This window comes from Mesorhizobium sp. LjNodule214 (assembly GCF_964252735.1).
GTDB lineage: Bacteria > Pseudomonadota > Alphaproteobacteria > Rhizobiales > Rhizobiaceae > Mesorhizobium.
Genome location: NZ_CAXUPE020000001.1, coordinates 2,624,710 through 2,645,579 on the forward strand (window position 1 = coordinate 2,624,710; position 20,870 = coordinate 2,645,579).

Here is a 20,870-nt window from a genome sequence, read left to right on the forward strand (position 1 = left end):
AAAAACCCGATTTCTCCTACCGGAGCCGCTCGACCAAATTCGAGCGGGCCGTGGCAAGGAACTGGAGAAGAAAACCGCTCACCGGATGCTTGACCCGGACGACCGATCCGCCTGCGCCGGCAGCTTACATGGCTTTTCCGACAGGGGCTATCGGTGACGGCTGTGCTGCCTCGGGTTGTGGCGCGGGCTGTTGCTCGCCGTTCGAGGCGGTTGCCGTCGCCGGCTTGCCGTCGGCCGCGGCTGTGGTGTCTCCCGCTGCCGGTTCGGCGGCGGCAGTGGCCTTGGCCGGTGCGGCGGCGGGCGTTGCGAAGGCGCCGCCGACGATGCCGCCGCGAATGATCATCGGGCTCTGCATGTGCTTTTGTTCGGGCTTGTCGGGGATCGCCGCCACCTTCTCATCGGTGACGTCGGGCACAGCCTCACCCAGCGCCACGATCGATGGCGCCGAAGCGATCTTCATCGGCTCGGGCGCCCCGAGCTTGACGACGGAGGGCGTCGTGGTCGACGCGCCGAGGACGAGAATGGATGAGGCCTGCGCCCCGCCGGCCATTGCCGCCAGACTGATGCCAAGCATTGCAAGCATACGCATCGACACGATGAAAACTCCCCAAACCCTTGGAGCCGACATCCTATTCCCGGGGGATTGATGCCCGCTTGCACGAAAGCATAGCATTTTAGAGATTGATAATTCGCCAACGCCCGGACTTGCCCCGTGAACGCCGCCGTATTACGCAGCCCGGCATCTGTAGAGGTGACGAGATTGGCTGAGATACTTGCCGTCGGCGAGGCGATGGAGCGGGCGCTGGCGCTGCTTGAAGGCGGCGATGTCGTCGCCATCCCGACCGAGACCGTCTACGGGCTGGCCGCCGATGCGACCAACGGCATTGGCGTCGCGCGCATCTTCGAGGCCAAGGGCCGCCCGCGCTTCAACCCACTGATCGCCCATGTCGCTGATATCGCCATGGCCGAGCGCATTGCCGTCTTCGATCCGTTGTCGAGACGGTTGGCCGAGGCGTTCTGGCCGGGGCCGCTGACGCTGGTGTTGCCGCAGCGCACCGGCAACGGCATCCATCCGCTGGTCACGGCCGGGCTGGACACGATCGCGCTGCGCATGCCCAGGGGTTTTGGCGGCGAGCTGATCGCGCGACTTGGCCGCCCGCTGGCCGCGCCCAGCGCCAATTCCTCGGGCAAGATCAGCGCCACCACGGCACAGGCCGTGGCGGCCGACCTCGGCGCGAAGATCAGGCTGGTCGTCGATGGCGGCGCGACGCCGGTCGGGCTGGAATCGACCATCGTCAAGGTCGAGAGCGAAGGCTTGCGCCTGCTGAGACCAGGCGGCGTTGCCGCCGAGGAGATCGAGGCGGTGGCCGGCGTCAAGCTGCTGCGCGGAATGGCTGCCGGCATCGAGGCGCCCGGGATGCTCGCCTCGCATTATGCGCCAGGTGCCGCGGTGCGGCTCAACGCCGGGCAAGTTGCCGGTGGCGAAGCGCTGCTCGCCTTCGGCAAACGCCGCGCCGGCGGCTGGCAGGATGCCGCCGCCTTGCGCAACCTGTCCGAGAGCGGCGACCTGCGCGAAGCGGCCACCAACCTGTTTGCCCATCTGCAGGCGCTCGACCAGAGCGGTGCTGCGACGATTGCCGTCGAGCCGATCCCATTCGAAGGGCTGGGCGAGGCGATCAACGACCGGCTCTTTCGCGCCGCCGCCCCACGTGACAAGGCCGATTGAGCGCCATAGTTTCTGCCCATGAACGACGCCCCCTCCGATCTCGCTCCGGCCCTCATCGACCGCTTCGCCGCAATCGTTGGCGAAAAATACGCGCTGCGCGACCAGCACGACATCGCGCCCTACCTCACTGAGCGCCGCGGCCTGTGGCACGGCCGGACCGCGCTGGTGCTAAGGCCCGGCAGCGTCGAGGAGGTGAGCCACATCATGCGGCTGGCGACCGAGACCGGCACACCGGTCGTACCGCAGAGCGGCAACACCGGGCTGGTCGGCGCCCAGGTGCCGGATGCCTCCGGCCACGAGATACTGCTGTCCCTATCGCGGCTGAACCGCATCCGTGAGATCGACGTGCTGTCCAATACGGTGACTGTCGAGGCCGGCGTCATCCTGCAGACGCTGCAGGAGGCGGCCGACGCCGCCGGCCGGCTGTTTCCGCTGTCGCTCGCCGCGCAAGGCTCCTGCCAGATCGGCGGCAATCTTTCATCGAATGCCGGCGGCACCGGCGTGCTCGCCTATGGCAATGCGCGCGAGCTCTGCCTTGGTGTCGAAGTGGTGCTGCCGACCGGCGAGGTGTTCGACGATTTGCGCAAATTGAAGAAGGACAACACCGGCTACGATCTGAAGAACCTGTTTGTCGGTGCGGAGGGCACGCTCGGCGTCATCACCGCCGCGGTGCTGAAGCTTTTCCCCAAGCCGAAGGGCAGGGAAGTGGCCTTCGCCGGCCTGTCGTCGCCTGAGGCGGCGCTTTCCCTGTTCAGCCTGGCGATGGACCGGGCCGGTGCTTCGCTCACCGCTTTCGAACTGATCGCCAAAAGACCCTACGACTACACGCTGAAGCATGCGCAAGGCGTCACGCGGCCGCTGGCCGAAGACTGGCCTTGGTATGTACTGATGCAGGTGTCCTCGAGCCGTTCGGAAGAGGACGGCAGGGCGCTGATCGAGGAGGTGCTGTCGGCCGGGCTGGAGCAGGGCATCGTCGGCGACGCGGTGATCGCGGCAAGCCTGGCCCAGGGCGACGCCTTCTGGAATTTCCGCGAGGTGCTGCCCGAGTGCCAGAAGCCTGAGGGCGCCTCGATCAAGCACGACATTTCCGTGCCGATATCATCGATCCCCGAATTCATTGGCAAAGCCGCCAGCGCAGTCGCTTCGGTTAGCCCCGATGCGCGCGTCGTCTGCTTCGGCCACATGGGCGACGGCAACCTCCACTACAACATCTCCCGGCCGGAAGGCGGCGACGACGAGGCTTTCCTCGGCCTCTACCACACCATGAACAAGGCCGTGCACGATGTCGTGCGCTCCTTCCACGGCTCGATCTCGGCCGAGCATGGCATCGGCCAGCTGAAGCGGGATGAATTGATCGCGACGGCGCCGCCGATGGCGATCGATCTGATGCGTCGCGTCAAGGCTGCCTTCGATCCGGCCGGCATCATGAATCCCGGTAAGGTTATCTGATCCTTCCAACATGTTGTTGTTGGTTGCATTCCGATAACCATCGCCTGAGATCAGCAAAATTTAACCGACTTTCTTAAGCGCGGTGGTAAGAAGCCGGCGCTAATATTCCTGCACAAACGAGGTCGGAAAAACCGGCCCGGAGAGAACCGGAAAACGGCCCTCAGGAGTAACAGGAAGGCATTCGATGAACACTGGACTGAAGCCAGTCTGGGCCGGACGCAACATGCGTCTCGACCCATTCCGCCTGCCGCAGATGGTGAGCTATGCGACGCGCGACGACTATGGCGACGTTACCTTCACCATCGACCAGCGTGGCGCCGTCATTCGCCGCATGCTGGAGATGAGCGGCGTGCCGGCGATCATCGCGCTGCCCGCCAACGCGTTCCGCGGCGTCGCCGCCCGCGCGATGGAGGATCCGGATGGCAATGTCACGGTGACGCTTGAGCTCCTGCACAATGATCCAATGCTGTCGGTGCCGCTGCTGGTGGCCGACGATCTCGACGACGTCGCCGCCGACTGGCGTGCCTGGGCCGATGCCTACCGTCTGCCGATGCTGCTGATCGAGGCCGACGGCATCGCCCGAACGCTGGAGGAATCGCTCGGCGCCGCCATAAAGGCGCTGCCGCCGCAGGACCGTCGGAAGGGCCGCGTCTCGACCATGCGCCGCCCTCGCTTCCTGGCCCGCCGCCGGGCCGGCGATCTCGGCCTCAGGCTGGTCATCGACGGCCATGAGATTATTGCGCGCGAATAGAACGGGCCTTCCTTCTCCCACAAGGAGAAGGGAACGAGCCCCTACACCAGTGGCTTCAACGCCACCCAGAGCGAACCGCCGATCAGGCCGAGGAAGATCAGCCAGCCGACCTGGTTGTTCGACCTGAACAGCCGCAGGCATTGGTCAGGATTGTCGATGTCGAGGACGGCGATCTGCCGCGCCATATGCGCGCCGGCGGCGATCAGCCCGGCCAGCGCCGGCACCGGCGCCTGCGCCGAGGCGAAGGCGATGGCGAAGCAGATCAACGCCCCGCCATAGAGCCCGACCAGCCAGATCTTGGTGTTGTCGCCGAACAGCCGCGCGGTCGAGCGCACGCCGACGATGGCGTCGTCTTCCTTGTCCTGATGCGCATAGATCGTGTCATAGCCGATCACCCACAGAATCGAGCCGATATAGAGCATGATGGCGGGGCCATCGAGGTCGCCGAATTCGACCGCCCAGCCCATCAGCGCGCCCCAGGAAAAGGCGAGGCCAAGCACGAATTGCGGCCAGTTCGTGAAGCGCTTCATGAACGGATAGATGGCGATTACGGCGAGCGAGGCAATGCCGAGCGGAATGGCGAAGCTGTTGAACTGCAGGAGCACGACCAAGCCCACCAGCGCCTGGATGACCACGAACACCCAGGCCTGCTTGCGCGTCACCTTGCCTGCCGGCAGTGGACGCGACCGCGTGCGCTCGACCTGGTTGTCGATGTCCTCGTCGACAATGTCGTTATAGGTGCAGCCGGCGCCGCGCATGGCGATGGCGCCGATCAGGAACAGCAGCAGGTACCAGGGCGCCGGCAGCAGCGTCAGCAGCGGATCAGTGGGGCGCGGATAGGCGCTGGCGGCAAGGGCGGCAGACCACCAGCACGGCCACAGCAGCAATTGCCAGCCGATCGGCCGGTCCCAGCGAGCGAGCTGCGCGTAGGGCCAGAGCCAGCGCGGGAGCGCCCGGTAGGCCCAATGCCCGCTCGGCGCATCGGCGACACGACCCTGGGCTGCTTTCGACTGGATGGGTTCCATGCTGCTGGAGTGGCAGCCGCGGTGGGCGCCGTCAAGCGTCAGGCGAAGCCATCACCCGGTGAAAACATCGTGACCAAAGAACCATTCCTTCGCCACCTCGGTGAACGCCAGCGCCGCCTTCGACAGCCGCTGGCGCGTGTCATGGGCGAGGATGATGCGTTGCATGGGCAGTGGATCGGAGAGCGGCTTGCAGACCAGCGGCAGGCCGTCATAGCTCAGGTCGCCATGCGGCCTGGTGTAGCTGACGGCGACGCCGAAGCCGTTGGCCACCATGCTGCGCTGCAGTTCGAACGAACTTGTCGTCGAGTGCGCGACGGGCGACAGGCCGCGGCTGAGGAACAGGTCCAGCATATGCTGCCAGCTGTGCGGCTGGTCTGTGGTGATCAGCGGATGGGCGGCAAGGTCGGCGAGACTGACGGTCGCCTGGCTGGCCAGCGCATGGCTTTGCGGTAGAAGCGCGTGCGGCCGCAACTCGTGCAGCAAGACGCGGGCGAAATGCGCCGGAAGGCCGAGATCGTAGGTCAGGCCGAGATCGATGGCGGAATCACCGAGCCGCCGCCCGAGCGTCTCGAAGGTCTCCTCGCGGACAATGACGGTCACGGCGGGGCAGCGCTGCGAAAACGAGCGGATCAGGGCCGGCGCGAAATAGGGCGCCAGATCCTCGAAACAGCCGAGCACCAGCTCGCCTGCGACATCGGCGTCTCGCGTTCCGAGCCCCATCAGTTCGTCGGCCTCGGCGAGCACCTGCTTTGCCTTCGCCACCGCGCCACGGCCGAACGATGTCAGCGCAATGCCGCTGCCGCGCTGGCGCACGAACAGTTTCTGGCCGAGCGTCGCCTCGACATTGTCGATCGCCACCGAGATCGACGGCTGTGAGACATTGAGCATCCTGGCGGCCGCGGTGACGCTGCCGTGGCGCGCCACGGCGACGAGATAACGCAGCTGGGTGAGGGTCAGATTCATAGAGATAAACTATAAGCGAAATGAGAAGTTATTATTTTACGCGATGTTTGTTGACTGCGATAGTCGGTCATCAAGCTGAGGAGAAACGCGATGGCCGCCCAGAAAATCGATGCTGAGACAATCGCCGATTACCAGCGCGATGGCGCGGTCTGCATCCGCGGCGCCTTCAAGGACTGGGTCGAGACAATTGCCGACGGCATCGAGCGCAACATCCAGAACCGCAGCGCCACCGCCTCCGACATCGCCAATGGCCGCGGCAGCTTCTTCGACGACTACTGCAACTGGGAGCGCATTCCCGAATTCGTCGACGTGGTGCGGAACTCGCCCGCCGCCGAACTGGCGGCGGCTGTGATGCAATCGCGCAGCTCCCAGTTCTTCCACGACCACGTGCTGGTCAAGGAGCCGGGTACGCAGAAGCCGACGCCCTGGCACCAGGACATTCCCTACTATTTCGTCGACGGACAGCAGACAGTGAGCTTCTGGATCCCGATCGATCCGGTCAAGGAGGCGACCTTGCGGCTGATCGCCGGCTCGCACAAATGGGACAAGATGATCCTGCCGGTACGCTGGCTCGACGACAGCAATTTCTACGCCGGCGAGGGTGACTACCTGCCGGTGCCAGATCCCGACAAGGATTCCTCGATGAAGGTCCTCGAATGGGAGATGGAGCCGGGCGACGCCATCCTGTTCGACTTCAGGACCGCGCATGGCGCGCGCGGCAATTTGACTGCGGCCCGGCGCCGGGCGCTGTCGCTGCGCTGGGTCGGCGACGATGCGCGCTACGTCGAGCGTCCCGGTCGCACGTCTCCGCCCTATCCCGGCCACGACATGAAGCCCGGGCAGAAACTGCGCGAGGACTGGTTCCCGATCGTCTTCCAGAGCTGATCGGCCGGATCACCTTCGTCAGGTACGAACTTGCCGCATCGATCCCATCGGCGGGCAATGTTCCCGTGCGCAATTGCTGCCAAAGTGCCGAGACGCCTTGACCCGTCGCTCCGAGACCAATAGCGGGTTCTGGACGAGGACGATCGGCAGCAAGAGGTAGCCATGAATGTTCTTCTTCTCGGCTCGGGCGGCCGCGAACATGCGCTCGCCTGGAAGACTGCCGCCTCGCCGCTGCTGACAAAGCTCTACGCGTCGCCCGGCAATCCTGGCATTGGCCGTGAAGCCGAACTGGTCAAGCTCGACATTGCCGACCGCTCCGCTGTCGCCGCCTTCTGCCAGGAGAAAAAGATCGATCTGGTCGTGGTCGGGCCGGAGGGGCCGCTGGTGGCCGGCATTGCCGACGATTTGCGCGGCGAGGGCATCCGCGTCTTCGGCCCATCGAAGCGGGCGGCGCGGCTTGAAGGCTCGAAGGGTTTCACCAAGGATCTTTGCGCTAAATACAACATCCCGACCGCCGCCTATGGCCGCTTCGGCGATTTGGCTTCGGCGAAAGCCTATGTCGAGAAGATGGGCGCGCCGATCGTCATCAAGGCTGATGGGCTGGCTGCCGGCAAGGGCGTCACCGTGGCCATGACGCTGGAGGAGGCGCTCGCCGCGCTCGACGCCTGTTTCGACGGCTCCTTTGGCGCCGCCGGCGCCGAGGTCGTGGTCGAGGAGTTCCTCACCGGCGAGGAGGCAAGCTTCTTCTGCCTGTGCGACGGCACCACCGCGCTGCCCTTCGGCACCGCGCAGGACCACAAGCGCGTCGGCGAGGGCGATACCGGCCCGAACACAGGCGGCATGGGCGCCTATTCGCCGGCGCCGGTGATGACGCCTGACATGGTCGAGCGAACCATGCGCGAGATCATCGAGCCGACGATGCGCGGCATGGCCGAACTCGGCGCACCGTTTGCCGGCATTCTCTTTGCCGGGCTGATGATCACGGACAAGGGGCCGAAGCTGATCGAATACAACACCCGTTTCGGCGATCCGGAATGCCAGGTGCTGATGATGCGGCTGAAGGACGATCTGCTGGTGCTGCTCAACGCCGCCGTCGACGGCCAGCTTGCGCACAGCTCGGTGCGCTGGCGCGACGAGGCGGCGCTCACCGTGGTGATGGCGGCGAGGGGCTATCCTGGCACGCCGGAGAAAGGCTCGGTCATCCGCGGCATCGACGAAGCCGCCAGCGACGGCGCCCAGATCTTCCACGCCGGCACCGCCATCAATGGCGGCGCGCTCGTCGCCAATGGCGGTCGGGTGCTCAATGTCACGGCGACCGGCGCAACCGTCGGCGAAGCGCAGAAACGCGCCTACGCCGCGCTCGACCGCATCGACTGGCCGCAAGGTTTCTGCCGCCGCGACATTGGCTGGCAGGCAGTTGCGCGCGAGAAGGCCGGCGCCAGCTAGGTTCGGCACCCTGCGGGCGGAGCCTTCAACGCTGGCTGCGGTCGATTTCGGTCGAGGCGGTGCTGACAGGGTCGGCTGCGGCAAAGGCGGCCTCGAGCTGCGCGGTTGAACGCTGCTCTGTCCGCTTCCAGGCGACATACTCGGCAATGCCGAAGCGCGGACGCCGCGGCACCGTCTTCACCACCGGCATGCTGAAGCCGTCGCGGAACCTTTGCCAGCGCGCTCCGAGCACCGCGACCATTTCCTCGAATGTCGGCGGCGTCGCCACATCGGCGTAGGTGATGGTGAATTTGCCGGCGAGCCCGTCCGCGCGCGAGACCGGCACAGGGATCGAAGCGAGATAGTCCGTCGGCACATCGATCAGCCCGCCGAAGGCCCATTGCGTACGCAACTGGGCGGCGTTCGTGGGCGCGACATTGACGTCGATATCATTCGGCGTGCCCGCCACCCGGTAAGGGCAGCGGAAGCGCCCGCAATTGGCTTGCGCCGAGAACTGCCAGAGTGCGTAGCCCTGCCAGTTGCCCATCGGAAAATGCACGTCGATGTCGGGCTTGTAGCGCGCATACCAGAGCGGCAGCCGCGACAGGAGCCGGTATTGGTAGCGGTTGTCGGCGATGTGCTGGGCGGTCTTGCCGTTGGTGTAGAGCACCGGGAAGCGGCCGACGCGCCGATGCACCTGGCGCACGAATTCCTCGGCATCCTCCAGCGACATCCACTGCGTCGGGTCGTTGCCCTCGAGGTCGAGGGCCATCAGTTCGTCCGGCGCCGGCTCGGCGAAATCGATGAAATTGTTAGCCTGCTCGACCGGATTGCCGGGACGCGCAAGATGATAGGCGCCCCATTTCAGGCCGAGCGCCTTGGCCACCACCTTGCGCGTCTGGAACAGTTCGCGCGTCACCGCATGGCGCTTCCACAGCGCCTTGCAGAGCCGCACCTCCGTCTCGTCGCCCGAGCAGAAATAGGGCGGCGGCAGCCCGTCGGAGGCCTTGTTGATGAAGCCGACGATGCGCTTGTCGGTGGCAAGCTGTCCCCAGTCGATGGAATTGTATTCGTAGGCGTCGATCACCAGCGCCCGGTCGGCATTCTTCCACGGCTCGGAGAAATCCGAGGCCTTTGCTGCCGTGCCCAGCACCATCGCCATCGCGATAAGTGCCAGGCGGCGAAGAGGGCGCGCCAGCGTTTTCAATCAGGGTGTCCCCACTGACCAGGGATCGATCCTGAACCGCTATGGTTAAGGAAATGCTTTTGTAGCGGCAGCCGACTGTCAGCGGCGTATCAGCGGCTGCATCTCGAACGGGTCCGGCGCCGGCTCTTGCGGCAGCGTGCCCTCGGCCGCGCGCTTGCGATGGTGGGCGAGAGAGCATTGCGGCGAGCACAATATGCCGCGATCCGACCAGTAGGCTGCGCCGTTCTCCAGTCTGCCATGATGATACCAGAACCCCGCAGCCCGGTAGGGCAGCCCGCATTCGATGCAGCGGTAAGCGTCCGGTCTGGCAAGCATGGGTGTTTCCGTTCCGGTCTGTCGCCGGCCGAATGCCGGGCTGACCCCGATTCTAATACGCCCCGCCGCGATTGCAAAATCCGCGTGACAAAGTTTGACGTTTACGTAAAAAGAAGATGGGATCGAAGGGCGAATGGTTTTTGCGGCCGCGCCGGCCCTAGGGTCGGCTGGCGGAAGCTGAGGAGGAGAGAGCGGCATGTATCGGGCACCGGTCGAGGACATCGCCTTCACGCTGAAGCACGTGGCCGGCCTGAAGCCGGCGCTGGAAGCCGGCACGTTCGGCGATCTCGGCGAGGACCTTGTCGACGCCATCCTGGCCGAGGCCGGCCGCTTCGCCAGCGACGAAGTGGCGCCGCTCTACAAGATCGGCGACGAGCATGGCGCGGTGCTGAAGGACGCGGCCGTCACAACGCCGCCAGGTTGGAAGGACCTTTACCGGCGCTGGATCGACGGCGGCTGGAATGCGCTGTCCGGACCGGAAGAGTTCGGCGGCCAGGGCCTGCCGATCATGCTCGGCGTCGCCGCGCTCGAAATGTGGAACTCCGCCGCCATGGCCTTCGGCATCGGCCCGACGCTGACCATGGGCGCGGTCGAAGCGCTCGACAAGCACGCCTCCGAGGCGCTCAAGGCCAAATATCTGGCAAAGCTCGTCTCCGGCGAATGGATGGGCACGATGAACCTGACCGAGCCGCAGGCCGGTTCCGACCTCGCCGCCCTGCGCGCCCGTGCCGAGCCGGCCGGCGACGGCACCTACCGCATCTTCGGCCAGAAGATCTTCATCACCTATGGCGAGCACGATTTTACCGACAACATCATCCATCTGGTGCTGGCACGGCTGCCCGACGCGCCGGCCGGCACGCGCGGCATCTCGCTGTTCCTGGTACCGAAATTCCTGGTCGGTGACGATGGCGCGCTCGGCGCGCGCAACGACGTTTTCTGCTCGGGCCTCGAGCACAAGCTCGGCATCCATGCCTCGCCGACCTGCACCATGATCTATGGCGACGGTTTCGAGGGCGCCAAGCCCGGCGCCATCGGCTGGCTGATCGGCGAGGAGAACAAGGGCCTCGCCTGCATGTTCACCATGATGAACAATGCCCGGCTCTGCGTCGGCATGCAGGGCGTGGCGGTGGCCGAGACGGCGACGCAGAAGGCGATCGCCTATGCCAATGAGCGCCGCCAGGGCAGGGCATCCGATTTTGCTGGCGCGGGCATGGCGCCGATCGTCCATCACCCCGACGTGCAGCGCAATCTGTTGACCATGCAGGCGCTGACCCAGATCGCCCGAGCCATCAGCTACTCCTGCGCGCACGCTATCGACCGCGCCCGTGTCGCCGAGGGCGAGGCCGCCGCCAACTGGCGCGACCGCGCCAATCTGCTGACGCCGCTCGCCAAGGCCTTTTCCACCGATGTCGGCGTCGATGTCGCTTCGCTCGGTGTCCAGGTGCATGGCGGCATGGGCTTCATCGAGGAGACGGGCGCGGCAGCACTCTATCGCGACGCCCGCATCGCGCCGATCTACGAAGGCACCAACGGCATCCAGGCGATCGATCTGGTGGCGCGCAAGCTGCCGCTCGGCAGCGGCGAGCATGTGCATCGCTATATCGGCGAACTGAAGGCGGTAGCCGACGCGGTGCGTGTCTCCAACGTCGCAGGCTTTGGCCGCACCGCCGACAATCTCGACCAGGCGCTTGCCGATCTCGACGAGGCGACGCGCCTCCTGCAGAAGTTGCTGGCGGAAGGATGCTCGGACGAGGCATTGGCCGGCGCCACGCCCTATCTCCGGCTGATCTCGCTTGCCGCCGGCGGCGCCTATCTGGCGCAGGGCGGGCTTGCCGACCACGCCCGCGTCGCGCTCTGCCGCTTCTTTGCCGAAAACCTGCTTGCCGAGACGCGCGCGCTCAAGGAGCGCGTCATCGGCGGCGCCGAAAGCCTTGCCGCCGCCGGCAAGGCGCTGATTTCCGCCTGACTCTCTCAACGTGGCGTTCACAAGGAAAAGACCGTGACAGACCATATCCTCGTCGAGCGCCAGGGCGCCGTCCAGATCATCCGCATGAACCGTCCGGACAAGAAGAATGCCCTGACACGCGCCATGTATGCGACAATGTCGGCCGCTCTTGCCGAAGGCGATGCCGATCCGGCGGTTCGCGTGCACGTCTTTCTCGGCGTGCCCGGCGCCTTCTCCTCCGGCAACGATCTTGCCGACTTCATGGTCATCGCCACCGGCGGCGAGGGCGGGACGGAAGTCTGGGATTTCCTGATGGCCCTGGCCAAAGTGGAAAAGCCCATAGTGTCGGGCGTCGACGGCATAGCGGTCGGCATCGGCACGACGCTCAACTTGCATTGCGACCTGACCTTCGCCACCCCGCGCACCGTCTTCCGCACACCATTCGTCGATCTCGGCCTGGTGCCGGAGGCGGGGTCGAGCCTGCTTGCGCCTGAGGTCCTGGGACGCCAAGGCGCCTTCGCGCTGCTCGGCCTTGGCGAGGGCTTTTCGGCCGAGCGGGCGAAGGCCGCCGGCCTGATCTACGAGGTGGTCGAGGAGGGCGCACTGGAGGCCGCCGTGCTGCAAGCGGCAGGCCAGATCGCGGCCAAGCCACCGCAGGCGCTGAAGATCGCGCGCGACCTGATGCGCGGCTCTCGCGAAGACCTGGTCGCTCGTATCAAGGTGGAAAGCGAACACTTCCGCGACCGCCTGAAATCCGATGAGGCCCGCGCCGCTCTCACAGCCTTCATGATGCGCAAGAAGGCGGGCTGACCGAGCTATTACCGCGCGGCGCTCTGGCATCATGGCGGGCACGGCAGAGTTGCGCCTTGTCTGGGGAAACTCGCGCATGGCGTGATTTTGGCCTGTACATGCAACGCCTCGCGCCCTATCTGACGAGTGGGTGGTTGGGGTGTCCTGCGAGGTGGAGAGGACATGACCCAGGACGTTGCCATCAATGCGCGATCTGCCGAAAATGATTGCCGGCGCCCATTGACGCGTTGAACGCCTCGACATGCTTGCCGATGCCGTAAAGCCGCTCGGGCTGACGTTGAGGCTCTGGTGGCGCTTCTGGCCGCAATTGGTCGCCACCGTGCTGCTGGGCATTGTGTTTGGCGACCTGTTCATGCAGGTCGCCGCGCGTACCGCCTTTCTCAGCCATATGGCAGGGCTGGCGTTGCTGACGCTCGTCGCCTTGACGCAGCTCATCGTCACGGTCGCCATGTTCCAGACATTGCTGCCGGCGCTGCCCGCGACACGTGCCGCGCAACAGGCGGCACGCGATGAAAGCTCGGGCGAGGCGCGCGGCGGCGGCGCGCGGCTGGCACGCATGGTGACCGTCGCGCTGCTGCCCTTCTTCGCCTACTACGCCGCCTGGGGTTTTCTAGGCGATACGGTGCGGCAATATTCGCGCGTCACGCTCGACATGGCGCCGTTCGGTGAAAGCGCAGGCAACGTGCTCGATGTCCTCGATTCGCGATGGCTCGTCTTTTCCGTTGCGATCTCCTGGCTGATCCGGCGCTTCGCCACCACAATGCAGAAGCGCGGCGGGGCGCGGTCCTTCTGGCAGATCGTCGTGGTGATCTGCGAGACCAACTGGATCTTTATCGGTCTCTACGTGATCTCGCGCTGGAAGGACGAAATCCTCGGCTGGATCTCGAGCCGCAACATCTTTTCCGTCCTGCAGGCCACGGCGGACGGCATGGCCAGCCCAATCGCAAGCGCCTTCGCCAAACCAATGGTTCCCGTCGAGGTGACGTCGATCGACACGACGACCAAGCTCGTCGGCCTGTTCTTCTTCATGCTGCTGCCGGTGATCTGGCTGGTGCTGGCCGCGCTCATCTACGGCTACGATGTCCGCGACGACAAGGAGCTTGCACCAGCGCGTCGAACGTCTCGGCGAGCGTTACCGCGCCATCCCGAAATTCCTGCGCGACTTCGTCGAACACTTCATCTCCGGCTATCGCTCGCGCTACCTGCCGATCGCCAACGGCATGCGCATCACGCTGAGCTCCGGCGTCGTGCTCATCGTCACGCTGATCGTCGGTTTTCGCCTGATCGACTGGCTTGCGGCCTGGGCGTGGCTCGGCATGACGCGCCTCATTGGCCCGCATGATCTCGACACCTGGCAGGTTCTTTCCGAGGGCGTTTCGTTGCTGTTCGGCAGCCCGTTCCAGGACAGCTCGACCGGCATCCTCGTCGAGCCGCTTCGCATCTGCTTCCTCGCCGCGATCCTCGAAACGACATTCGCGCTGCCAAAACGCCAGACCGGTGATGGCGCGCAACCGTCCGATCCGAAGCGCAGGGTCGAGGCCGACAATGTTTGAGAACGCCAGTTCCCGCTTGAAAGCCTGGCTGGCGGCCGGCATCGGCACCGCGGCTGCGTTGGCGCTCGCCGGTGTGCTGGGCGCGTTCGGCGCGAGGCATGAGCCGATGCAGCTCTTGGCGCCGACCGGCCGGATCGAAACGGGCCAGTGGCTGCTGCGGCCGCTCCGGGCCTATACCGCCGAAGGCGAGAACCTCTACGGGGCGCCACTCAAGCCTGGTGCCAAGGCACTGGTCTTCGAGGTCGAAATGACGAACCGCACGGCGAAATCCAGCAAGGACTATTTCGATGTCCTGCAGGCGAGCCAGGCCACGGTCGATCCCTCGTCCAAGCCTTTCATAGTGCTGACGCGCGATTCCACGCTCTCGCCGGAATTGCACCCCGGCATGCCAGAGCGCATGGCCTATATCTGGGAGCTGCCGAGCGGGTCGGCTCCGCCGGCGAGCCTCGACCTGACGGTCATCCGCAAGACCTACAAGCAGCGCGACAACCTCTACGGCCTGCCAGGCTGGTTCAATCCGGCGCCGGCCGGCACGCTGACACTTCCCGTCGGCACCGGGACCGGCACGACGGACATCCAACGATGATGAGGAAGACAGCCAACATCGTCCTGCTGATCGTTGCGTTGGCGTCTTGCTACGGCCTGCAAATGTCGAAGCCGCATTACGCTGACCTGATCGGACCGATCCCCGCGCGTGGCAAGGCGGGTGAGACGATCGTTGGGCGCAACTTCGAGGTGCGTGCCGAAAAGGTAGCATTCGCCCGGAACCTCAAGGCGGATCGCTTCGGTGAGACCAAGGTCCTGACCACCGGTGGCGTCTGGGCCGTGGTGACGGTGGAGTTTACGGCGCGGGCGCAATCGACGTCCGTTGCGGTCGCTTCCTGGCGCGGGCCGACGGGTCTTGCCTATGACCAGACCGAGCGGATGTCCTTTGCCGACAGGCTTCTTCCCGTGTCCATCGACCCCGGCCTGCCGAAGAAGGCAAGGCTGGTCTTCGAGTTGCGGCCGGACGAGGCCAGCAACGCAACCTTGCTGATTTCGGAGAAGCTGATGTCGGCGCTCGATTCGCAGGCCGAGATATCGCTCGGGCCGGTCGCCACCGTATCCGACGGTCTGCCCGCCGGAACCGTCGACACGCTCGATCTGACGCAGCCGATCTGAATGACAGGCATCCGATGAAGGCAGAGCATCTGGTTGAGGAAGGTGGTGGGCGTGGCGAGTGGAAATGGCGGCGCCGCAGTCTTTGGGCGCTCCTCCTGCTCATTCCTTCGACCCTGGCCGTCGAGACCTATGACAGCGTCAAGGCGCTGCTGGCCGACAATGACCTGTTTGCGCGCCGCGTCGCCTGGGGCCAGAGCGTGCATTTCGGCGGCAGCGACTGGAAACTGACCGATCTGCGCGGTGCCTTCGGCATGGCGAGCCTGCCGCCGGATTCCGTGCCGGTCCTCGCCGACTTCTCGGTAAAGGTCGGCGATCCCAATCTGCAAAAACTCTGGCTTGGCTGCAAGGTCATGCTGATCGACGCAACGGGCCGGCGCTGGTCGCCGACATCGGCGGTGACGCTGAAGGCGCCGGGCGACGTGCAGACCTGCACGTCGGCGATCTTCTCCGGCGCCAGGACCGGCGATACGCTCAACCTGCGCGAGACCTTCCTGGTGCCGAAGGACGTGACGAAGACGATACGGCCGGCGGTCGGCCTCGCCACCGAGAGGCCGTATTTCCTGCTGTTCCAGCTGGAGCGCGATTGAAGGTCAGGGGTAAAGCCGCGTCTTGTCCCAGCCGCCCGCGGCATTGCGCGAAAACACGAGGCGATCATGCAGCCGGAACGGCCGGTCGTGCCAGAACTCGATCGTCTGCGGCACGATGCGGAAACCCGACCAATGTTTCGGGCGCGGAATCTCGCCGATCGGATAGCGCGCCGTGTATTCGGCGACGGCCTTTTCCAGTGCAAAGCGGCTTTCCAGCGGCCGCGACTGTTTTGAGGCCCAGGCACCGATGCGGCTGCCGCGCGGCCGTGTCGCGTAATAGGCATCCGCCTCGGCATCGCTGACGATCTCCACCGGTCCGCGCACGCGCACCTGCCGGCGCAGCGATTTCCAGTGGAAGCACATCGCCGCCTTCATGCTGCCAAGAATCTCGCGGCCCTTGGCGCTCTCGAAATTCGTGTAGAAGACAAACCCGCCTTCATCGAACCCCTTGAGCAGCACCATCCGCACATCCGGCATGCAGTCGGCATCGACGGTCGCCAGCGCCACGCCGTTGGCGTCGTTGATCTCGCTCTTCGTCGCGTCGTCGAGCCATGCGGCGAAAAGGCGGAATGGCTCGGCGGCCTCGGTAAAGTCACCGCTTGTTAACTCAGTTTCGCTCATAGTTTTTCTCAAATTGTCACGATGGCTGGGGAGGTTGCCGATTGTTGCGTATCGCGCAAGCTTTTGACAGCAGGCAATGGGGCGTTATCGCTTCGGCCAGCGCCAAGGCCTGGATCGTGATGGTCGCGCTGCCTCTTGCCGCTTGCGGCGCCGGCGGCTTCAGCCTGGAAAGAGCCGAGGTCGACCGTTCGATCCTGACCAGCAGCACGCCTGCTTCCGCCACGCCGACCGATCAGGACCGCGATTCGGATCAGACAACGATCGGCAATGCTGTGTCTTCCGCCGACATCGAACAGCTTGGCGGCCAGGCCGTGCCATGGGCCAACGCCGGCACCGGGTCGCGCGGATCGATCACCGAACTGGTCGAGCTGAAGGACGCGGGTCAGACCTGCCGCCGCTTCACCGCCTCGCGCGAGAGCTTCGACGGCGTCTCGATGTTCAAGGGCGAGTTGTGTATCGCCGGCGCCGGCAGCTGGCACATGCAGGACTTCAAGGCGCTCTGATTTTCCACCGCCATTTCTCTCCTTGCGCTACTGGAATTTCTTCCTATGCAAGCGCATATAGGGGGCAACCATGGACTCACTCCTTCTCCAGGGCAGGAAGCATGCGCGACCCCTATGAGGTCCTGGGCGTTGCCAAGAACGCATCGGCCAAGGACATAAAATCGGCGTACCGCAAACTCGCCAAAAAACATCATCCGGACCAGAATCCGAATGATCCCAAGGCGAAGGATCGTTTTGCCGCCGCCAACCAGGCTTACGAGATCGTTGGCGACGAAAAGGCGCGCGCCGCTTTCGATCGCGGCGAGATCGACGCCAACGGCAAGCCGCGCTTCCAGGGCTTTGAGGGCGCGGCCGGTGGTGGCGATCCGTTCGCGGGCTTCCGCCGCCAGCAGGGCGCCGGCGGCTCGCGCTTCGAGTTCCGCTCGGGGCGTCCGGGCGGCGATCCGTTCGACGGCAACAGCGACATCTTCAGCCAGATCTTCGGCGACGCCTTCTCCGGCGCGCGCGGGCCTGGTGCGGGCGACCGCCGCCAGCCGGCGGCAGGCGCCGACCTCAACGTGACGCTCGATGTGACCATCGAGGAGGCGGCCACAGCCGAGAAGGTGACGGCGATGTTCCCCGACGGCCGCAAGGTGGCGGTCAAGCTGCCGGCCTATGTCGAGGACGGCCAGACCATCCGCCTGAAAGGCCAGGGCGAGCAGGGGCCGGGACAGCCGGGCGACGCGCTGGTCAAGATCCGTTTTCGCCGCCATCCGCGCTACCGTCTCGAGGGCCGCGACCTGCATGCCGACCTGCCGGTGGCGATGGCCGATGCCGTGCTAGGCGCCAAGGTGGCGGTCGAAACGCCGACCGGCCGGCTGGCGGTCAATATCCCGGCATGGTCGAGCTCGGACAAGGTGCTGCGGCTGAAGGGCAGGGGCCTGCCGGAAAAAACCGGTGGCCATGGCGATCTCTATGCCCATGTCAGGCTGATGCTGCCTGAGGGCGGCGACAGCGAGCTCGAAGTGCTGATGCGCCGTCGAAAAGGCTGATCGAGAGACTTTTCTCCCATGAACTGTCCGTTTTGAACGCTTGATGGGGCCTTGTGCCTGTGCGATAGGGCTCTCCACAAAGCAGACATTCTTGCGGAGAGTGCTCACATGGCGGGTGGACAGGGTCTTATGGCCGGCAAGCGCGGGCTGATCCTCGGCGTCGCGAACAATCGGTCGATCGCCTATGGCATCGCCAAGGCCTGCGTCGATCACGGCGCCGAAATCGCGCTGACCTATCAGGGCGAAGCCTTCAAGAAGCGCGTCGAGCCGCTGGCGGCCGAACTCAACGCCCATGTCGCCGGCCATTGCGACGTCACCGATCCGGAAAGCCTCGACGCGGTGTTCGCCGACATCACCAAGCACTGGGGCAAGCTGGACTTCCTCGTCCATGCCATCGCCTTTTCCGACAAGGACGAGTTGACCGGCCGCTATGTCGAGACGACGCGTGACAATTTCCTGCGCACCATGGACATTTCGGTGTTTTCCTTCACCACCATCGCCAAGCGCGCCGAGCCGCTGATGACCGATGGCGGTTCGCTGCTGACGCTGACCTATTACGGCGCCGAAAAGGTGATGCCGCACTACAACGTCATGGGCGTTGCCAAGGCGGCGCTCGAAGCCAGTGTGCGCTATCTGGCCGTCGACCTCGGCGCCAAGAAGATCCGCGTCAACGCCATCTCGGCCGGTCCGATCAAGACGCTGGCCGCATCCGGCATCGGCGACTTCCGCTACATCCTGAAGTGGAACGAATACAATTCACCGCTGAAGCAGACGGTCACCCAGGAAGAAGTCGGCGATTCCGGCGTCTATTTCCTGTCCGACCTCTCGCGTGGCGTCACCGGCGAGGTGCATCATGTCGATTCAGGCTACCATGTCGTCGGCATGAAGGCGGTCGACGCCCCCGATATTTCGACCGTCAAGGACTGAAGCAATTCCAGGAAAAGTGTGTAGCGGTTTTCCGTCCGGAATTGCGCAAAAACAAACGGTTAGCTTCCGACTGAAATCCCCTTGCGTCCAAGTCTGGCCCGAGCCTCGGAAGATCTGATGTACCCGCTCGTCTACTTCGTGCGCCACGGCCAGACGCAATGGAACGCCGAGTCCAGGCTGCAGGGGCAGGCCGACACCGATCTCAACGCGCTCGGCCGCGAGCAGGCGAGTCGCAACGGCAAGCAGCTGGCCGAACTCGTGCACAATCCGGAAGATTTCGACTTTGTCGCCAGCCCGATGCGGCGCACGCGCGAGACGATGGAGCGCCTGCGCGCCGCCATGAAGGTCGATCCGCACGCCTACCGTACCGAGCCGCTCCTCGTCGAGTTGAGCTTTGGCGACTGGCAGGGTTTCACCTTTGCCGAGCTCGAAGCCAGGGATCCCGGTTCGACCAGGCTGCGCAGCCTCGACAAATGGAACTTCCAGCCGCCTGGCGAGGGCGCCGAAAGCTACGAGATGCTGCTCGAGCGGGTGAAGCCGTGGTTCGAAGCGCTCGATCGCGACACCGTCTGCGTGACCCATGGCGGCGTCGTGCGCGCGCTGTTCCGCGTCGTGCTGGGGATGCCCACGCGAGAGGCGGTCAGGATGGACGTGCCTCAGGATCGCCTGCTCCGACTACAGGGCCGGAGCCTGGAGTGGTTGTAGCTGTCATTCGATATAGGTCACCGCACCTGTTTCGAGATCATAGATCGCCGCAACGACCTTCAGCTTTCCGTCCCGGGTGAGACCGGCCAACAGCTTGCTCGAAACGGACAGGCGCGTCGCGGTCCTGCGCGCGCTCTCCCTGGCGGTGTCGTCGACGAAATCGCCCGACTCACCTCGCACTGCGATCGCCGCGGGAAGGATTGGTTCGATCATCGGACCGATCGCGCCCGGATAGGTCGCGTTCTTGGCGACCACGTCGCAAGCCGCCTTGACGGCGCCGCAGCTTGTGTGCGCAAGGACGACGATCAACGGCGAGCCGAGCACCGCCGCACCGTATTCGACAGTGCCGAGCGTCGCCGTGTCGACGAGATTGCCGGCATTGCGGGCGACGAACAATTCTCCAATGCCATGGCCGCCGAAGATCAGCTCCGGCGGAACGCGACTGTCGGCGCAACTGATGATCGTGGCCCAGGGCGCCTGATGTGCGGCGACGGCGCTCCGCTGCGCGGCAAGGTCGATCAAGCAGAGTTCCGGGTGGCTGACATAGCGTTCGTTGCCGGATTTCAGCGCGGCGAGCGCTTCATCGGGGGATAGCGCGGGCGCAGCAGCCTCTGCCGCACGTGCCGACCAGGAAGCCCCGCCAAAACCGATCGCGACAAGCCCCGCGCCGGCCTTGAGGAAATCCCTACGGCCGACCCTCTTGCCCTCGCAGCCGCTGCACATTGTTCGGCCCCGTCGCCGATCTTCCGCTAGTGGTGGAAATCCACCTGATAGCTCAATCAGCGAACCGAGATTGCTCCCAAGAAACGGCGCTGGCAAGTGCCAGCCCAAAGCGCCTCAGCGCCGGGAGTCGAAACGGGTGATGACAGAGGGCGGGCGGCTCAACTGGCCGTTCCAGGTCTTCGCAAGCGCCTTGCAAAGGCTGGCGCCCGCCACCGGAGCGCCGTAAAATCTTACTCGGTGTCCGGCAGTTCCATGTCGGTGACGACATTCTCGCCATTCGTCACGTCATAGGCGAGGACGATGTCCATGCCGGGCTTCAGTGCATCGAGATCGGTTTCGGCGTTCAGCTTGTAGGACTTGCCGTCTTCCAGCGTCAGCGTCAGCGTATCCTTGTCGATCTTCTTGATCAGGCCTTCGGTCTGGCCGGCAAAGGCGGCAGTGGAAATCAGCAGCGTGGCGGCAACAGCGCCAATCAGGGTACGCATCGTCGTCCTCATTATCATTGCGCCAGCATGGTTAGCGGCGGATCCTCAACGGCGGATGGAAGAGAGCAGAAAC

24 protein-coding genes are annotated in these 20,870 nt (G+C 65.0%); 16 read left to right on the plus strand and 8 right to left on the minus strand.

Annotated elements, in window-relative coordinates; all coding sequences use genetic code 11:
• Window positions 1–124: 124 nt before the first annotated feature.
• The gene (locus ACSQ3Z_RS12230) at window positions 125–589 is read right to left on the minus strand and encodes a hypothetical protein (RefSeq protein ID WP_436171519.1); all 465 of its coding nucleotides are present in this window, start codon (window positions 587–589) and stop codon (window positions 125–127) included.
• A gap of 171 nt (window positions 590–760) precedes the next feature.
• Between ACSQ3Z_RS12230 and ACSQ3Z_RS12235 the strand changes: the two genes are divergently transcribed.
• The 3 genes from ACSQ3Z_RS12235 to ACSQ3Z_RS12245 all read left to right on the plus strand — a co-directional run bounded on the left by ACSQ3Z_RS12235 (window position 761) and on the right by ACSQ3Z_RS12245 (window position 3,926).
• Window positions 761–1,726: an L-threonylcarbamoyladenylate synthase gene (locus ACSQ3Z_RS12235; protein WP_436171520.1), complete on the plus strand. Its 966-nt coding sequence runs from the start codon at window positions 761–763 to the stop codon at window positions 1,724–1,726.
• An 18-nt stretch (window positions 1,727–1,744) separates the two neighbouring features.
• Window positions 1,745–3,175, plus strand: a complete 1,431-nt coding sequence (locus ACSQ3Z_RS12240) for an FAD-binding oxidoreductase (protein ID WP_436171521.1) — start codon at window positions 1,745–1,747, stop codon at window positions 3,173–3,175.
• Window positions 3,176–3,359: 184 nt separating this feature from the next.
• Window positions 3,360–3,926 carry a DUF6101 family protein gene (locus ACSQ3Z_RS12245; protein WP_436171522.1) on the plus strand — a complete coding sequence of 189 codons (567 nt, stop codon included), beginning with the start codon at window positions 3,360–3,362 and terminating at the stop codon, window positions 3,924–3,926.
• 41 nt (window positions 3,927–3,967) lie between these two features.
• On the opposite strand, the gene ubiA is transcribed toward ACSQ3Z_RS12245, so the two are convergent.
• Together ubiA and ACSQ3Z_RS12255 are read right to left on the minus strand one after the other, a co-directional pair.
• Complete coding sequence (gene ubiA, locus ACSQ3Z_RS12250; protein ID WP_436171523.1) at window positions 3,968–4,951, minus strand: 4-hydroxybenzoate octaprenyltransferase; 984 nt, start codon at window positions 4,949–4,951, stop codon at window positions 3,968–3,970.
• A 51-nt stretch (window positions 4,952–5,002) separates the two neighbouring features.
• A complete protein-coding gene (locus ACSQ3Z_RS12255) occupies window positions 5,003–5,914 on the minus strand; it encodes a LysR family transcriptional regulator (RefSeq protein ID WP_436171524.1) in 912 nt (303 codons plus the stop codon).
• 90 nt (window positions 5,915–6,004) lie between these two features.
• Here ACSQ3Z_RS12255 and ACSQ3Z_RS12260 point away from each other — a divergent pair, with 90 nt between their 5' ends.
• Both ACSQ3Z_RS12260 and purD read left to right on the plus strand, forming a co-directional pair.
• A complete protein-coding gene (locus tag ACSQ3Z_RS12260; protein ID WP_436171525.1) occupies window positions 6,005–6,799 on the plus strand; it encodes a phytanoyl-CoA dioxygenase family protein in 795 nt (264 codons plus the stop codon).
• A 162-nt stretch (window positions 6,800–6,961) separates the two neighbouring features.
• The gene (gene purD / locus ACSQ3Z_RS12265; protein WP_436171526.1) at window positions 6,962–8,245 is read left to right on the plus strand and encodes a phosphoribosylamine--glycine ligase; all 1,284 of its coding nucleotides are present in this window, start codon (window positions 6,962–6,964) and stop codon (window positions 8,243–8,245) included.
• Window positions 8,246–8,270: 25 nt separating this feature from the next.
• Here purD and ACSQ3Z_RS12270 read toward each other — a convergent pair whose 3' ends face one another.
• Window positions 8,271–9,386: a glycoside hydrolase family 25 protein gene (locus ACSQ3Z_RS12270; protein ID WP_436171906.1), complete on the minus strand. Its 1,116-nt coding sequence runs from the start codon at window positions 9,384–9,386 to the stop codon at window positions 8,271–8,273.
• A 123-nt stretch (window positions 9,387–9,509) separates the two neighbouring features.
• The gene (locus ACSQ3Z_RS12275) at window positions 9,510–9,746 is read right to left on the minus strand and encodes a hypothetical protein (protein ID WP_436171527.1); all 237 of its coding nucleotides are present in this window, start codon (window positions 9,744–9,746) and stop codon (window positions 9,510–9,512) included.
• Between the two features lie 196 nt (window positions 9,747–9,942).
• Here ACSQ3Z_RS12275 and ACSQ3Z_RS12280 point away from each other — a divergent pair, with 196 nt between their 5' ends.
• The 7 genes from ACSQ3Z_RS12280 (at window position 9,943) to ACSQ3Z_RS12310 (ending at window position 15,802) form a co-directional block, all read left to right on the plus strand.
• Complete coding sequence (locus ACSQ3Z_RS12280; protein WP_436171528.1) at window positions 9,943–11,712, plus strand: acyl-CoA dehydrogenase; 1,770 nt, start codon at window positions 9,943–9,945, stop codon at window positions 11,710–11,712.
• Between the two features lie 33 nt (window positions 11,713–11,745).
• Window positions 11,746–12,501, plus strand: a complete 756-nt coding sequence (locus ACSQ3Z_RS12285; protein ID WP_436171529.1) for a crotonase/enoyl-CoA hydratase family protein — start codon at window positions 11,746–11,748, stop codon at window positions 12,499–12,501.
• Window positions 12,502–12,742: 241 nt separating this feature from the next.
• Window positions 12,743–13,843 carry a hypothetical protein gene (locus ACSQ3Z_RS12290; protein ID WP_436171530.1) on the plus strand — a complete coding sequence of 367 codons (1,101 nt, stop codon included), beginning with the start codon at window positions 12,743–12,745 and terminating at the stop codon, window positions 13,841–13,843.
• Window positions 13,818–14,054 carry a hypothetical protein gene (locus ACSQ3Z_RS12295; protein WP_436171531.1) on the plus strand — a complete coding sequence of 79 codons (237 nt, stop codon included), beginning with the start codon at window positions 13,818–13,820 and terminating at the stop codon, window positions 14,052–14,054. Before ACSQ3Z_RS12290 ends, ACSQ3Z_RS12295 begins: the two co-directional genes overlap by 26 nt.
• Entirely contained in the window at window positions 14,047–14,640 is a 594-nt protein-coding gene (locus ACSQ3Z_RS12300) for a hypothetical protein (protein WP_436171532.1), read from the plus strand. The genes ACSQ3Z_RS12295 and ACSQ3Z_RS12300 overlap by 8 nt, the downstream gene beginning before the upstream one ends.
• Window positions 14,637–15,215: a hypothetical protein gene (locus ACSQ3Z_RS12305; protein ID WP_436171533.1), complete on the plus strand. Its 579-nt coding sequence runs from the start codon at window positions 14,637–14,639 to the stop codon at window positions 15,213–15,215. Before ACSQ3Z_RS12300 ends, ACSQ3Z_RS12305 begins: the two co-directional genes overlap by 4 nt.
• A gap of 14 nt (window positions 15,216–15,229) precedes the next feature.
• Window positions 15,230–15,802 (plus strand): hypothetical protein, encoded by a 573-nt coding sequence (locus ACSQ3Z_RS12310; RefSeq protein WP_436171534.1) that lies wholly within the window; start codon window positions 15,230–15,232, stop codon window positions 15,800–15,802.
• 3 nt (window positions 15,803–15,805) lie between these two features.
• Here the strand turns inward: ACSQ3Z_RS12310 and pdxH are convergent, their stop codons facing one another.
• A complete protein-coding gene (gene pdxH / locus ACSQ3Z_RS12315; protein ID WP_436171535.1) occupies window positions 15,806–16,435 on the minus strand; it encodes a pyridoxamine 5'-phosphate oxidase in 630 nt (209 codons plus the stop codon).
• Between the two features lie 29 nt (window positions 16,436–16,464).
• Here pdxH and ACSQ3Z_RS12320 point away from each other — a divergent pair, with 29 nt between their 5' ends.
• The 4 genes from ACSQ3Z_RS12320 to ACSQ3Z_RS12335 all read left to right on the plus strand — a co-directional run bounded on the left by ACSQ3Z_RS12320 (window position 16,465) and on the right by ACSQ3Z_RS12335 (window position 19,589).
• A complete protein-coding gene (locus ACSQ3Z_RS12320) occupies window positions 16,465–16,926 on the plus strand; it encodes an RT0821/Lpp0805 family surface protein (RefSeq protein ID WP_436171536.1) in 462 nt (153 codons plus the stop codon).
• A 101-nt stretch (window positions 16,927–17,027) separates the two neighbouring features.
• Window positions 17,028–17,957 carry a DnaJ C-terminal domain-containing protein gene (locus ACSQ3Z_RS12325; protein WP_436171537.1) on the plus strand — a complete coding sequence of 310 codons (930 nt, stop codon included), beginning with the start codon at window positions 17,028–17,030 and terminating at the stop codon, window positions 17,955–17,957.
• A 108-nt stretch (window positions 17,958–18,065) separates the two neighbouring features.
• Window positions 18,066–18,884, plus strand: coding sequence for an enoyl-ACP reductase FabI (fabI, locus tag ACSQ3Z_RS12330; RefSeq protein ID WP_436171538.1), 819 nt, complete (start codon window positions 18,066–18,068; stop codon window positions 18,882–18,884).
• Window positions 18,885–19,001: 117 nt separating this feature from the next.
• On the plus strand, window positions 19,002–19,589 hold the full coding sequence (locus tag ACSQ3Z_RS12335) for a histidine phosphatase family protein (RefSeq protein WP_436171539.1): 588 nt from the start codon (window positions 19,002–19,004) through the stop codon (window positions 19,587–19,589).
• 3 nt (window positions 19,590–19,592) lie between these two features.
• Here the strand turns inward: ACSQ3Z_RS12335 and ACSQ3Z_RS12340 are convergent, their stop codons facing one another.
• Window positions 19,593–20,312, minus strand: a complete 720-nt coding sequence (locus ACSQ3Z_RS12340) for a carbonic anhydrase (RefSeq protein WP_436171540.1) — start codon at window positions 20,310–20,312, stop codon at window positions 19,593–19,595.
• Window positions 20,313–20,542: 230 nt separating this feature from the next.
• Entirely contained in the window at window positions 20,543–20,797 is a 255-nt protein-coding gene (locus ACSQ3Z_RS12345) for a DUF1344 domain-containing protein (RefSeq protein ID WP_006204310.1), read from the minus strand.
• Between the last annotated feature and the right edge of the window lie 73 nt (window positions 20,798–20,870).